Source organism: Streptomyces sp. NPDC001914, assembly GCF_042891215.1.
GTDB lineage: Bacteria > Actinomycetota > Actinomycetes > Streptomycetales > Streptomycetaceae > Streptomyces.
The window spans coordinates 354504-367254 of record NZ_JBIASW010000003.1 but is presented as its reverse complement, the minus strand read 5'-3'; the positions used below and the strand labels follow the sequence as shown (position 1 = coordinate 367254).

At 72.6% G+C, this 12751-nt stretch carries 13 protein-coding genes; 7 read left to right on the top strand and 6 right to left on the bottom strand.

What is annotated here, in order from left to right:
* The first annotated feature begins 80 nt into the window (after window positions 1-80).
* Window positions 81-908: a DeoR/GlpR family DNA-binding transcription regulator gene (locus ACFYYF_RS10915; RefSeq protein ID WP_361680783.1), complete on the top strand. Its 828-nt coding sequence runs from the start codon at window positions 81-83 to the stop codon at window positions 906-908.
* A 132-nt stretch (window positions 909-1040) separates the two neighbouring features.
* Entirely contained in the window at window positions 1041-1520 is a 480-nt protein-coding gene (locus ACFYYF_RS10910; protein ID WP_388773660.1) for an SRPBCC family protein, read from the top strand.
* A 17-nt stretch (window positions 1521-1537) separates the two neighbouring features.
* Here the strand turns inward: ACFYYF_RS10910 and ACFYYF_RS10905 are convergent, their stop codons facing one another.
* On the bottom strand, window positions 1538-2662 hold the full coding sequence (locus ACFYYF_RS10905) for a PLP-dependent cysteine synthase family protein (protein WP_388773657.1): 1125 nt from the start codon (window positions 2660-2662) through the stop codon (window positions 1538-1540).
* 362 nt (window positions 2663-3024) lie between these two features.
* Between ACFYYF_RS10905 and ACFYYF_RS10900 the strand changes: the two genes are divergently transcribed.
* Both ACFYYF_RS10900 and ACFYYF_RS10895 read left to right on the top strand, forming a co-directional pair.
* Window positions 3025-3348, top strand: a complete 324-nt coding sequence (locus tag ACFYYF_RS10900; RefSeq protein ID WP_361680792.1) for a hypothetical protein — start codon at window positions 3025-3027, stop codon at window positions 3346-3348.
* 213 nt (window positions 3349-3561) lie between these two features.
* Window positions 3562-4077: an ATP-binding protein gene (locus ACFYYF_RS10895; protein ID WP_361680795.1), complete on the top strand. Its 516-nt coding sequence runs from the start codon at window positions 3562-3564 to the stop codon at window positions 4075-4077.
* Between the two features lie 62 nt (window positions 4078-4139).
* Here ACFYYF_RS10895 and ACFYYF_RS10890 read toward each other — a convergent pair whose 3' ends face one another.
* From ACFYYF_RS10890 to ACFYYF_RS10880, 3 genes are read right to left on the bottom strand one after another with little or no spacing between them, the layout of a single operon-like run.
* A complete protein-coding gene (locus tag ACFYYF_RS10890; RefSeq protein ID WP_388773653.1) occupies window positions 4140-6701 on the bottom strand; it encodes an ABC transporter permease in 2562 nt (853 codons plus the stop codon).
* Entirely contained in the window at window positions 6698-7456 is a 759-nt protein-coding gene (locus ACFYYF_RS10885; protein ID WP_388773650.1) for an ABC transporter ATP-binding protein, read from the bottom strand. Before ACFYYF_RS10885 ends, ACFYYF_RS10890 begins: the two co-directional genes overlap by 4 nt.
* Complete coding sequence (locus ACFYYF_RS10880) at window positions 7453-7758, bottom strand: SHOCT domain-containing protein (RefSeq protein WP_361680801.1); 306 nt, start codon at window positions 7756-7758, stop codon at window positions 7453-7455. The genes ACFYYF_RS10885 and ACFYYF_RS10880 overlap by 4 nt, the downstream gene beginning before the upstream one ends.
* 248 nt (window positions 7759-8006) lie before the next feature.
* Here ACFYYF_RS10880 and ACFYYF_RS10875 point away from each other — a divergent pair, with 248 nt between their 5' ends.
* Complete coding sequence (locus ACFYYF_RS10875; RefSeq protein ID WP_388773647.1) at window positions 8007-8606, top strand: TetR/AcrR family transcriptional regulator; 600 nt, start codon at window positions 8007-8009, stop codon at window positions 8604-8606.
* Window positions 8603-9523 carry a phosphotriesterase gene (locus ACFYYF_RS10870; protein ID WP_388773644.1) on the top strand — a complete coding sequence of 307 codons (921 nt, stop codon included), beginning with the start codon at window positions 8603-8605 and terminating at the stop codon, window positions 9521-9523. Before ACFYYF_RS10875 ends, ACFYYF_RS10870 begins: the two co-directional genes overlap by 4 nt.
* 2 nt (window positions 9524-9525) lie before the next feature.
* Here the strand turns inward: ACFYYF_RS10870 and ACFYYF_RS10865 are convergent, their stop codons facing one another.
* Entirely contained in the window at window positions 9526-10764 is a 1239-nt protein-coding gene (locus ACFYYF_RS10865) for an ROK family protein (RefSeq protein ID WP_361680810.1), read from the bottom strand.
* Window positions 10765-10843: 79 nt separating this feature from the next.
* The gene (locus tag ACFYYF_RS10860; RefSeq protein ID WP_388774357.1) at window positions 10844-11521 is read right to left on the bottom strand and encodes an alpha-ketoglutarate-dependent dioxygenase AlkB family protein; all 678 of its coding nucleotides are present in this window, start codon (window positions 11519-11521) and stop codon (window positions 10844-10846) included.
* A 59-nt stretch (window positions 11522-11580) separates the two neighbouring features.
* Between ACFYYF_RS10860 and ACFYYF_RS10855 the strand changes: the two genes are divergently transcribed.
* Window positions 11581-12735, top strand: a complete 1155-nt coding sequence (locus ACFYYF_RS10855; protein WP_388773641.1) for a methyltransferase — start codon at window positions 11581-11583, stop codon at window positions 12733-12735.
* Window positions 12736-12751: the final 16 nt, after the last annotated feature.

The following is a 12751-nucleotide window of genomic DNA, read 5'->3' as shown; positions in this document are numbered from 1 at the left end:
ACCTCGGGCAAGGAGAATGTCCACGTGGGAGTGGGTTCGGACGGAGTCGGGCAGGCAGCGGCGAAAGGACCGGAGCGGTCGTGAGTGAGAATCAGAACCTCCTCGCGGAGCAGCGTCGCGCTCTGATCCTCGACGAGGTGCGCCGCCGCGGCGGCGTCCGCGTGAACGAGCTGACGCGAAGACTCGGTGTCTCCGACATGACGGTCCGCCGTGACCTCGACGCGCTGTCCCGTCAGGGTGTCGTCGAGAAGGTGCACGGCGGCGCGGTGCCGGTGGTCGAGGCGAGTACGCACGAGCCGGGTTTCGAGGCGAAGTCGGGTCTGGAGCTGACCGCCAAGGAGGACATCGCGCGGACCGCGGCCGAGCTGGTCGCCGCGGGCTCGGCGATCGCGCTCTCCGGTGGTACGACGACGTACGCGCTGGCTCATCATCTGGTGGACGTCCCCGATCTGACCGTGGTCACCAACTCGGTGCGTGTGGCCGACGTGTTCCACTCGGCGCAGCGCACCTCCGGCCAGCGTCAGGGCGCCGCGACCGTGGTCCTCACCGGCGGGGTGCGCACGCCGTCCGACTCGCTCGTCGGGCCGGTGGCCGATCAGGCCATCGCGGCCCTGCACTTCGACGTCCTCTTCCTCGGTGTGCACGGCATATCTGCCGAGGCGGGGCTGTCGACGCCGAACCTCGCGGAGGCGGAGACCAACCGGCGGCTCGTGCAGTCCGCGCGACGGGTCGTCGTGGTGGCGGACCACACCAAGTGGGGCACGGTGGGCCTCAGTTCGTTCGCCGCGCTGGACCAGGTCGACACACTCGTGACCGACGGCGGCATGCCCGCCGAGGCGCGCGCGGAGATCTCGGAGCACCTGCGCCTCGTCGTGGCCGGTGAACCCGAGGACGATACAGACATCTGACGGTCCGCCAGCTATGGTGACGCTGCCCCCGCCGCCGGTGGTCGGCGTGGGCGTCGTCCATGGCGCGGGCCGTCATGGGTGTTCCGTACGCGGTGGGGGCCAAGTTCCGCTTGTCGCAAGGGGGTTCGCGCAATGGCACGTCGACTGCGCCCGGTGGAGTCCGACTTCGTCGAGACCGCTCCGCTGCGGCTGGTGTTCGCGCGGGAGGTCGCCGCTCCTCCCGCGGCCGTCTTCTCGGCCCTCGCCGAGGACGTGTCCGGCTGGAGCGAGTGGTTCTCGGCGGTGACCCTCGTCCGGCCCGCCGCCGACGGCGCGGGGCGTGAGGTGCGACTGCGCGGCGGAACCCGCTTCGAGGAGACCATATTGGTGAGCCAGGCTCCCGAGGTGTACACGTACCGGGCGGACGTGACGAACGCGCCGGGGCTGCGTGCCCTGGTCGAGGAGTGGCGGCTGACGCCCGCGGGCACCGGGACGCTTGTGCGGTGGACCTTCGCCGCCGACGGGACCGCCCTGTTCCGGGCGGCACTCACCCTGGGCCGGAGCGGCCTGGGACGCGCCTTCCGCGACGCGGTGACGACGCTGGACCGGCGGCTCGCCTCGGCACCGGCCTGAGGCACCGGCCTCCGGGGTCAGGCGGGCCAGACACCCGTCTCCAGCAGGGAGTTGATCGCCGTCATGTACGGCGCGATGTCCAGGCCCTGTTCGGCCAGCCACGCGTCCGAGTAGTACTTGTCGAGATAGCGGTCACCGGGGTCGCACAGCAGGGTCACCACGCTTCCCGTCCGCCCCTCGGCCACCATCTCGGCGACGATCTTCAGGGCGCTCCACAGGCCGGTTCCGGTCGAGCCGCCGGCCTTGCGGCCGATGACCTGCTCCAGGGCGCGTACGGCGGCAACGCTCGCGGCGTCCGGCACCTTCATCATGCGGTCGATGGCCCCGGGCACGAAGCTCGGCTCGACGCGGGGCCGGCCGATGCCCTCGATACGTGAGCCGCGGTCGCAGCTGACGTCCAGGTCGCCGGTCGTCCAGCCCTCGAAGAAACAGGAGTTGTCCGGGTCGGCCACGCAGATACGGGTGTCCGCCTGCATGTAGTGGACGTAGCGGGCGAGGGTCGCCGAGGTGCCGCCGGTGCCGGCCGTGGCGACGATCCACGTGGGTTCCGGGAATCGCTCCAGGGCCAGTTGGCGGAAAATGGATTCGGCGATGTTGTTGTTCCCGCGCCAGTCCGTGGCCCTTTCCGCGTAGGTGAACTGATCCATGTAATGGCCGCCGGTCTCGGCCGCGAGAGCGACGGACTCGTCGTAGATCTTGCGCGAATCGTCCACGAAGTGGCACTGCCCGCCGTGGAATTCGATCAGCCGGCATTTCTCGGCACTCGTCGTACGCGGCATGACCGCGATGAAGGGCACACCGACGAGCCCCGCGAAATAGGCCTCGGAAACGGCGGTCGAGCCGCTGGACGCCTCGATCACGGGGCGGCCGGGACGGATCCAGCCGTTGCACAGGCCGTACAGGAAGAGCGAGCGGGCCAGCCGGTGCTTGAGGCTGCCCGTGGGATGCGTCGACTCGTCCTTCAAGTACAGGTCGACACCCCACGCGTCGGGGAGCGGGAAGCGGAGCAGATGCGTGTCGGCCGAGCGGTTCGCGTCGGCCTGGACCTTGCGGACGGCTTCTTTGAGCCAGCTCCGGTACTCCGCGTCACTCCGGTCGACGTCGAGGGTCTCACCGGTCCTGATCGGCTGGGCAGTGCTCACGGGAAGGCTCCTAACGCGTGGCGCCGACACCGCTTTCGGCTGGCCGGACACCTCGATCATAAGCACCTTCCGCACGCTTCTCACCTGCATAAACACACCTTTGGGCAGCCCAAAGCGGCCCCTGGGGGAGGCCCGGAATCCGGATCCGGGGTCCATCGGATCCCGGATCCGGGGTTCGCCGGACCCCGGCCCAGGGGGGCGCATCCCGGCCTTTGCTCCCGTCACCACCACCGCCTCGCCATACGCACTGGTGCTCGACGCCACCTGCGGGCAGACTGCACCGCGCGGGGCGGTCGCCCCCGACGCGGATGCACACTGGGGCACGACAGGCACGGCCGGAGCGCACGAGGGGGCGGAGCATCATGGCGGAGCCGGAGTTCACGGCCACGGGGGTGCGGATCGGGAAGAGGCTGCGTTCGCTCACCCGGGCCGGACAGGTGCGGATCAGCGACGGCAGGCTGGAGCTGCTCACCAGCTACGGCAGCGAGATCGACAGCGCGCCGGTGCAGGCGGTGCGTGCCTCGAAACCCTGGTTCGCCCACGAGGACCGGGCGTTGGCGGATGTCAACGGCACGCGGTACTCGCTCACGCTCGGCGAGCACGATCCGGCGCCCGGCCGGCCGGGACCCCCGTCGGCGCGCCGCTTCATCGAGGCGGTCCGCAAGGCGTCCGGACGCAGCGGCTGAGATGCGCCTTTCGCGGCCGCCCCACATCCTGGAGCACCGCGAGTTGCGGGACCGTGCCCCCTGGGTCACTCTGATGTCACATCACTCTGGGTTTACCGGCGATAACGCTGCGAACCAGCCCGCCGGTCATGACAGCAGGCGGCCGTCCCACTCAGCCACTCTGCTGGATCCGATCTCGTCTTCTTCCGGACCTCAATTCGGGGAGTCGCAGCCGTGATCAGCCAGCCAAGCAGGCATTGCACGGTGGAGCTCCAAGCCCTGCCGTCGCGGATCGGCCAGGTCCGCAGAATCGTCTCTGCGCAGTTGCGCTACTGGCATCTGGACCCCTTGATAGACCGGGCCGCGCTCGGGGTGACCGAGCTGCTGTCGAACGTCCACCGGCACGCCCAGCCGGACAAACTCTGCACCGTGGACATCGAGCTGCTGCTCGACCGGCTCACGGTCTCCGTGCACGACCACGACCCACGGATTCCCGTGGTGCGCGAGGCCGACCCCGGTTCCACCTGCGGACGCGGCCTCGCCATGGTCGCGGCGGTGAGCGAGAGCTGGGGTGTGCGCCCCGACGGCGAGTCGGGCAAGGTCGTGTGGTTCACGCTTCCGGCGTCCACCCCCGTGGTGACGGCGTCGCTGCGTCCGCCGTACGAGACCGCGAGCGAGGTCACGCTCCGGCACACCCTCGACGTGCTCAGGCCGGAACACGCTCCCGCCCGGTCGGCCGTTGCCGGCTGACCGGGCGGTGACCGCCCTCCCGTACACCGCTCACGCACGAGCGTCGTACGGCCCCCGGCGGCTCACTCCGTGGCGATGGCCCGCAGCACGTCGAGACGAGCCGCCCGCCGCGCCGGACGCAGTCCCGCGAGGGCCCCGGCGGCGAGACCCACCAGCGCCACCACCGCGAGGCGCAGCGGCGGGATCGCGAAGGCGAAGGCGCTGTCCGACGCTCCGTCGGACGCCTCGACCAGCACCCAGCCGAGGAAGGCACCGAGGGCCAGGCCGCCCGCCGTGCCGAAGGCGGCGACGAGGACCGACTCCCAGCGGACCATGGCGCGCAGTTGCGCCCGCGTCTGTCCGACGGCCCGGAGCAGACCGAGTTCCCGTGTGCGTTCGTGGATCGCCAGCGTGAGGGTGTTGGCGATGCCCAGCAGGGCGATGAGCACCGCGAGCGCGAGCAGCGCGTAGACCAGGGTCAGCATCATGTCGATGCCGGACGCCGAGGACCGCGCGTACTCGTCCCGGGTCTGTACCTCGGGACTGCCGTACCGTTCGGCGACCTTCCGCACCGCCGCCTTGCCGTCGGCCGTGCTCACACCGTCCCTGAAGGACACGGCGACGAGCGTGTCGGCGTCCTGGGTGCGGTGGGGGGCCCAGGCGGCGCGGCTGATGACGTAGTCGCCCGCGAGTTCCGAACGGCCGTAGACGGCACGGACGGTGAAGTCCGCCCGCTGTCCGTCGGTGAAGGTCAGGCGGGCCGTGTCGCCGGTCGTCAGATGCCGTTCGTCGGCCTCCGCGCGGGTGATCGCGATGCCGTCGGTGCCGAGGCCGCTCAGCGAGCCCTGGACGTGGCCGAGGTCGAAGACCTTGCCGAGCGTGACCGGATCGGTGACCGTCAGCGCGCGGCCCTGACCGTCGACCTCGGCGACGCCCTTGCCCAGCCCCACGGCGTACTCGACCGCCGGCTGACGCGCGAGGGCGGGGGCCAGCCTCGGGCTGAGTCCGCTGCCGCCCGCCCCGAACGACGGTGTGCTGACGGCGACATCACCGGCGAAGGACCGCGAGACGGTCTGGTCCATGGTGGCCTTGAGCGAGGCGCCGAAGACCGTGAACAGCGAGACGACGGCGACGCCGATCATCAGGGCGCCGGCGGTCGCGGCGGTCCGTCTCGGGCTGCGCAGCGCGTTGCGCCGGGCGAGTCCGCCCGTGACACCGCGCAGCCTGGCGAGCGGGGCGCCGAGGATCCGTACGGCCGCCGAGGACGCGACCGGTCCGAGGACGACGAAGGCGGCCAGGGCCAGCACGGCGCCGAGTCCGGCGAGCCACAGGGACGCGGTGAGCAGGACTCCGGTCAGGGTGACGGCCACCGCCAGGACGGCCAGTGCCCCGCCCGTCGTGGCCCGTGCGCGCGAGGCACCGGACTCGTCGACCGCCGTCTCCCGCAGGGCGGCGAGCGGAGCGGTGCGTCCCGCGCGGGCGGCGGGCAGCAGGGCGGAGCCGAGGCAGACGACGACACCGACGGCCGGCGGCAGCAGCATGGACAGGCCGCTGGTCACCAGACTGCCGTCGGGGAAGGGAAAACCGATGGCGGGGAAGAGCGCCTGGAGTCCGGCCGCGATGCCGATGCCGCCGGCGAGCCCCGCGGCCGAGGCGGCCACGGCGACGGCGCTCGCCTCGGCCAGGGTCGACATGGTGACCTGCCGGCGCGAGGCGCCGAGCGCGCGCAGCAGCGCGTTCTCACGGGTGCGCTGGGCGACGACGATCGCGAACGTGTTGTGGATGGAGAAGGTCGCCACGAGGAGCGCGATACCGGAGAAGACGAGCAGGAGCGTGGTGAAGAGGGTGAGGAACCGGTTGGAGATCATGTCGGTGTTCTCCTGCGCGGACTCCTGTCCCGTGATGGCCTCGACTCCCCCGGGGAGTACGGGAGTCAGCGCGGTGACGAGTTCGTCCTGACCGATTCCGGGGCCGGCGCGCACCCGGATGCTCGCGGCCTCGCCGGGCTTCGCGGTCAGGTACTTCTCCGCGTCGGCCTGCGTCATGCCGGTGAACGTCACCTGGGCCATGCCGTCCTCGCCGCCGAAGGTCGCGAGGCCCACGACGGTCACCGGCACGGGGTCGGGTGTGCGCAGGACCGTCCTGTCACCGATCCGCAGGTGGCCCTTCTTCGCGGCTCCGCGGTTGACGACGACCTCGCCGGACTTCGCGGGGGCACGGCCTTCGGCGAGCCGGTACGCGTTGAGCTTCGGGTCGTCGATCCAGTTGCCCGCGAGGGTGGGCGGGCCCTGTCCGCCGATGGGCTGGTGATCGGAGCCGATGAGCTGACCGGCGCCCTGGATGTCGGGCGCCGCCGCGGCGACGCCGGGGACGTGTTCGATCCTGCGGACCAGATCGGTACCGACGGGCGCGCGGACGCCCTGGCTCTCCCCCGGTGCGGTGATGACGCCGGCGCTGCGGACGACGGCGTCGGTTCCCTTGGCCGCGTCGCCGAACATCGTGTCGAAGCCGGCGCGCAGGGTGTCCCCCATGACGAGGGTGCCGGCCAGGAAGGCGACCGCGAGGAAGACGGCGAAGAACGTCCCGGCGAAGCGGCGCTTGTGGCCGCGCAGCGACGAGAGGCTGAGGCGCAGTGCGGCGTTCATACGGGCGCGCCTTTGCCGTCGAAGGCCTTCATGCGGTCGAGGACCCTGTCGGCCGTCGGGTTCTCCATCCGGTCCACGAGGCGTCCGTCCGCGAGGAAGACCACCTCGTCGGCGTGCGCGGCCGCGACCGGGTCGTGGGTGACCATGACGACCGTACGGTCCATGCGGCGCACCGCGCGGCCGAGGAGGTCGAGGACTTCCTGGCCGGAGCGGGAGTCGAGGTTGCCGGTGGGTTCGTCGGCGAAGACGACGTCGGGTTCCGAGGCGAACGCCCGTGCCACGGCGACGCGTTGCTGCTGACCGCCGGACAGTTCGCTCGGCCGGTGATGGAGCCGGTCGCGCAGGCCGACGACGTCGACGAGGGTGTCGGTCCACGCGCGGGAACCCCTGGTCCCGGCGAGGTCCATGGGCAGGGCGATGTTCTCGGCGACGGTGAGCGTCGGGATCAGGTTGAACGCCTGGAAGACGAAGCCGATCCGGTCGCGGCGCAGCAGGGTCAGCCGGCGGTCGTCGAGGGCGCCGAGTTCGGTGTCGCCGATGTACGCGGTTCCCGAGCTGAGGGTGTCGAGACCGGCCGCGCAGTGCATGAGGGTGGATTTTCCGGAGCCCGAGGGTCCCATGATCGCGGTGAAGCGGCCGGCCGGGAAGCCCACGCTCACCCCGTCCAGGGCCCGGACGGCAGTGTCGCCGCCGCCGTAGACCTTCACGGCGTCGACGACACGTGCCGCGTCCGGGCGGATGGCGGCGGTGGTCATGCCGCACCGCCCTTGCCCGTACGTCCGAACTGCTCGTCGAGGACGGACAGCCGGCGCCAGTACTCGTCCTCGTCGATCTCTCCGGAGGCGAAGCGGCGGCCGAGCACGGCGATCGGCGAGTCTGAGGCCGGCAGGGAACCGCCGGGGCCGTAGCCGCCCGTCGCCCGCCAGGGGCCACGGCCTGCGCGCCAGGCGGTGCGCCGCAGTACGGTCACGACGCCGATCACGACGGCCGCCCAGATCAGCGGGAAGAACAGGATCCAGGGGCCGGGGCCGCCGTCCCAGTTCGCCAGGGTCTGCATCTCGGGTCATCTCCTCGGTGGAACCACGCGTCCGCGCGGGATCTCTTGGTGATGGTTCGAGACTCGCTCCGAGAGGGGGTCCACGTCGTCGTACGGCCAGCGGCCGTGCGCGTACCTCCGCGGGAGTACGCGGGGCGCCCCGGGCTGCTCCACACGTGGCTTCTCCCGGGACGAGCGGGGTGCCCGGGGCCGCTTCGCGCGTCTCCTCCCCGGGACGGCCGGACGCGCCTCCTTCTGTACCTACTGGTATGTACAGTGGGCTCATGAGCACCCCGGACCGACTGATCGAATCGACCCGCGAACTGCTGTGGGAGCGCGGATACGTGGGCACCAGCCCCAAGGCGATCCTGGAGCGCGCCGGTGCGGGGCAGGGCAGCATGTACCACCACTTCCGCGGCAAGCCGGACCTGGCGCTCGCCGCGATCCGCCGCACCGCCGAGGAGATGCTGGCCGCCGCCGAGGGCGTCCTCGACGCGCCCGGATCGCCGTACGAGCGCGTCGAGGCCTATCTGCGCCGTGAGCGCGACGTCCTGCGCGGCTGCCCGGTCGGCCGGCTCACCATGGACCCGGACGTGATCGCGAGCGACGAACTGCGCGCGCCGGTCGACGAGGCCCTGGCCCGGCTGCGCGGACGGCTGGCCGACGTCGTCGAAGAGGGCGTGAGGCAGGGGCAGTTCGCGTCCACGCTGGACAGCGGGGAGATCGCCTCGACGATCCTCGCGACCGTCCAGGGCGGCTACGTCCTGGCGCGCGCCTCCGGTTCACCGGCCGCCTTCGACACGGCGGTCCGGGGACTGCTCGCCCTGCTGGCGCCGGGTGACGGTCTGGTCCGGGAGGGACGGCGGTGAGTCCGGTCGCGCTGGTCCGTACGGTTCTGGGCGATGTGCTCCCCGAAGACCTCGGGGTGTGCGACGCGCACGACCATCTCTTCTTCGCCAGTCCCCGCCTCCCGGGCCAGGAACTGTGCGACGCGGCCGCCGCGCGGGCCGAACTGGCCGCGTTCCGCGCGCAGGGCGGGGGCAGCGTGGTCCAGTGGACTCCGTACGGGCTCGGCAGGCGCGTCGCGGATCTGCCGGCGCTCTCCCGCGACACCGGGATCCATGTCGTCGCCGCGACGGGACTGCACCAAGCGGCGCACTACGCACCGCGGTTGCTCGGCGAGCTGCGGAAGAGCCTGGCCGACGTCTTCGTCGCCGAGCTCACGACGGGCATCGGGACGACCGGGGTGCGGGCCGGCCTGATCAAGGTCGCGGGCGGCTTCCACGCCCTGGACGCGCACGCCCGCTGGACGATGACCGCCGCCGCCGAGGCCCATCACGCGACCGGTGCGCCGATCGCCGTGCACCTGGAGCTGGGCACCGGCGCGCTCGACGTGCTCGACCTGCTGTGCGGCGAGTCGGCCGTGCCGCCGCACCGGGTGATCCTGGGCCACCTCAACCGGTCACCGGACCCCGTGGTGCAGCGGGAGGCCGCCGCTTCGGGCGCCTACCTCGCCTTCGACGGTCCCTCCCGCGCCCACCACGCCACCGACTGGCGCATGCCCGACGCTCTGCGCGCCCTCGCCGACGCCGGTTTCGGGGACCGGCTGCTCCTCGGCGGCGACACGACGACCGCCGCGGCCCGCTCGGTCGACGGCGGCCCGGGGATGCCGTACCTGCTGCGGCGCGTCCGGCCGAGGCTCGAACTCGCCCTGGGGAAGGAGCTGGTGGACCGGATCCTCACCGAGAACGCCGGCCGCGCCTTCGCCGTCCCCCGGCCCTCCTGAGATCAGACGGGCAGCGCCTTCAGCGGGTCGTCCAACACCGGCTGCCAGGCCAGCTCCGCCGCTCCGACCAGGCTGTTGTGGTCCAGCGTGCAGGCGAGGATCGGCACCCCGCCGCTCCGTCCCCACAGGCTGCGGTCGGCGACGACGGCGCGCAAGCGGTCGGGGTCGGCGTCCAGCAGGGCACGGTGCAGTCCGCCGAGGATGATGCGGTCCGGATTGAGGATGTTGACGAGACCCGCGAGACCGAGGCCCAGACGGTCGATCAGCGCCTCGATGGCCGTACGGACGGACGGGTCCGAACTCTCGTCACGGATCAGCTCGTTGGACTGCTGGAGCAGCGACACCTCGGGGCCCGGGGTCCGGCCGGCCGCGGTGAGGAAGGCCAGCGGGTCGGCCTCGACGTCGAGGCAGCCGCGGCTGCCGCAGTGACAGGGGCGGCCCTCCGGATTGACCGTGAGATGGCCGACTTCCAGGGCGAGACCCGAACTGCCGGTGTGCAGACGCCCGTCGAGCACCAGGGCACCACCGACGCCCCGGTGTCCGGTGGCCACGCACAGGAGGTCGCGGGCGCCCCGGCCCGCTCCGTGCCGGTGCTCGGCGAGCGCGGCGAGGTTGACGTCGTTGGCGGCGAAGGCCGGTCCCTCGATCCCGGCCGCGCGCACCCGCTCGGCGAAGATCTCCCGGACGGGCGAGCCCGCGGGCCAGGCCAGGTGCAGGGGATTGAGCGCGAGCCCTTCGGGTTCGGCGACGGCGGACGGAACGGCGAGCCCCGCGCCCACACAGCGGCGCCCGGTCTCGCGGAGCAGTTCGGCGCCCGCGTCGACGACCGAGCCGAGCACCTTCGCCGGATCGGCGTCCACGGTCTCGCAGCCGGGCGCGGTCGCGACGATCCGGCCGCCGAGGCCGACCAGCGCGGCCCGGAACCCGTCGGCGTGCACCTGGGCGGCCAGCGCGACGGGCCCGTCGTCGGCGACCTCCAGCCGGTGCGAGGGCCGCCCCTGCGATCCGGCGGCGGCACCGGGCCGCGCGTCGACGCGGATCAGTCCCAGCGCCTCCAGCTCCGCGGCCACCGCGCCCGCGGTCGCCCGGGTGACGCCCAGCTCGGCGGTGAGCACGGCACGCGTCGGCGCCCGTCCGGTGTGCACAAGTTCCAGCGCCGGTCCGAGTGCTCCGCGCCCCCGGTCGAGCCGTGTCCGTGTACTGCCATCCCCCGCCGTCCGGGGGCCCGCCTTGCCGTTCATGAGGGCGAGTCTCCCATGATCCGCTCCCGCGGGGCCCGTCCGGTCGCAGGGGCCGCCCGGGCCGTGGCGTCGTCGGCCGCTACCGGGCGGGCTCCGGCGGGAAGCCGCTCGCCCGGAGCGTGAGGTTCAGCCGCCCGGTCAGCCCCAACTCGGTGGGCGCCGTGCCCGCGTACACCTTCGGTACTCCGTGGTACGCGAGCCGTGCGGGCCCGCCGAACACGAAGAGGTCGCCGCTGCGCAGCTCGACGTCGGTGTACGGCCGCGTCCGGGACTCCGTGTTGCCGAACCGGAAGACGCAGGTGTCGCCCAGGCTCAGCGACACGACCGGGGCGTCGGACGATTCGTCGCTGTCGCGGTGCATGCCCATACGGGCCTCGGCGTCGTAGAAGTTGATCAGCGCGATGTCGTACGCGGCGGGCGGATCCGCGCCGGGGGCGGCCGGGCCGAGGGCGTCCTCGACCGCCTCGCGGGCCAGCTCGCCAAGGCGTTCGGGGAAGGGTTTCACCGGCGAACCGTCGCCGTCGACCACCGTCCGCGCGTAGCCGTACGGGTACCAGTGCCAGCCCAGACACACCTGCCGCGCGGTCATCGTGCCGCCGCCGGGGGTGCGCACGGTCCGCAGGCCCGCCGGCGGCCGCGCCCAGCCGCGGCAGGCTTCCAGCAGATGACGCTGACGTGCGGCGTCCAGCCAGTCCGGGAGGTGCACGGCGCCGGGCGCGATCTCCGTCCGGCCGCGCGGGAACAGCTCCGCGTCCATCGACATGCCCCCATCCTCGCGCACGTCACGCGGTCCCGGTCGCTTAGCCTTGACCCACCATGAACGACCGGATGACGACACCCTGGGGCGAGTACGAGCTCGCCCGCTTCCCCGAGGACCCGCGCGACCGGCTGCGCGCCTGGGACGCGGCCGACACGTATCTGCTGCGGCACCTCGCGGAGAGCGGCACGCCGCTGACGGGTTCGGTCGTGATCGTCGGCGACCGGTGGGGCGCCCTGACCACGGCGTTGTCCACGCACCGCCCGACCCAGATCACCGACTCCCACCTGGCCCGGGAGGCCACCCGCGGCAACCTCGCGCGGGCCGGTGCCGACCCCTCCGCGGTCCGGCTCCTCACGACCCAGGACCCGCCTCCCGAGCGGATCGACGTGCTGCTCGTGCGGGTGCCGAAGAGCCTCGCCCTGCTGGAGGACCAGCTTCACCGGCTGGCGCCCGGCGTGCACGAGGGAACGGCCGTGATCGGCACCGGGATGGTCAAGGAGATCCACACCTCGACGCTGCACCTCTTCGAGCGGATCCTCGGCCCGACCCGCACGTCGCTGGCCGAGAAGAAGGCCCGCCTGATCTTCTGCACCCCGCTCCAGGGGATCGCCCGGAAGGCCAACCCCTGGCCGTACCGCTACGAACTGCCGGACGACGTCGGCCCGGTCTCCGGCCGTACGGTCGTCAACCACGCGGGTGTCTTCTGCGCCGACCGCCTCGACATCGGCACCCGCTTCTTCCTGGGGCACCTGCCGCGCAGCCGGGGCGCCGAGCGGGTGGTGGACCTGGGCTGCGGCAACGGTGTGCTCGGTACGGCCATCGCGCTCGCCAATCCCGAGGCCGAGGTGCTGTTCGCCGACGAGTCGTTCCAGGCGGTGGCCTCGGCGGAGGCGACCTACCGGGCGAACGCCGGCGGGAAGGCCGAGTTCCGCGTCGCCGACGGGCTGGAGGGAGTGCCCTCCGGGAGCGTCGACCTCGTCCTGAACAACCCCCCGTTCCACTCCCACCAGGCGATGACGGACACGACCGCCTGGCGGATGTTCGCGGACGCCCGGCGCGCGCTGCGGCCGGGCGGCGAGCTGTGGGTGATCGGCAATCGGCACCTCGGCTATCACCAGAAGCTGCGCCGGCTCTTCGGCAACAGCGAACTGGTCGCGGGCGATGCCAAGTTCGTGATTCTCCGGGCCGTGCGGAAGGACGCCGGCCAGTAGGCCGACCGGCCGGGCC

Bases quoted from the DNA above. Each gene is read 5' to 3' on its own strand.
- ACFYYF_RS10910 (WP_388773660.1), top strand. From the start codon at position 1,041: ATGGCACGTCGACTGCGCCCGGTGGAGTCCGACTTCGTCGAGACCGCT.
- ACFYYF_RS10900 (WP_361680792.1), top strand. From the start codon at position 3,025: ATGGCGGAGCCGGAGTTCACGGCCACGGGGGTGCGGATCGGGAAGAGG.
- ACFYYF_RS10890 (WP_388773653.1), bottom strand. From the start codon at position 6,701: ATGAACGCCGCACTGCGCCTCAGCCTCTCGTCGCTGCGCGGCCACAAG.
- ACFYYF_RS10885 (WP_388773650.1), bottom strand. From the start codon at position 7,456: ATGACCACCGCCGCCATCCGCCCGGACGCGGCACGTGTCGTCGACGCC.
- ACFYYF_RS10880 (WP_361680801.1), bottom strand. From the start codon at position 7,758: ATGCAGACCCTGGCGAACTGGGACGGCGGCCCCGGCCCCTGGATCCTG.
- ACFYYF_RS10875 (WP_388773647.1), top strand. From the start codon at position 8,007: ATGTACAGTGGGCTCATGAGCACCCCGGACCGACTGATCGAATCGACC.
- ACFYYF_RS10865 (WP_361680810.1), bottom strand. From the start codon at position 10,764: ATGAACGGCAAGGCGGGCCCCCGGACGGCGGGGGATGGCAGTACACGG.
- ACFYYF_RS10860 (WP_388774357.1), bottom strand. From the start codon at position 11,521: ATGGACGCGGAGCTGTTCCCGCGCGGCCGGACGGAGATCGCGCCCGGC.
- ACFYYF_RS10855 (WP_388773641.1), top strand. From the start codon at position 11,581: ATGAACGACCGGATGACGACACCCTGGGGCGAGTACGAGCTCGCCCGC.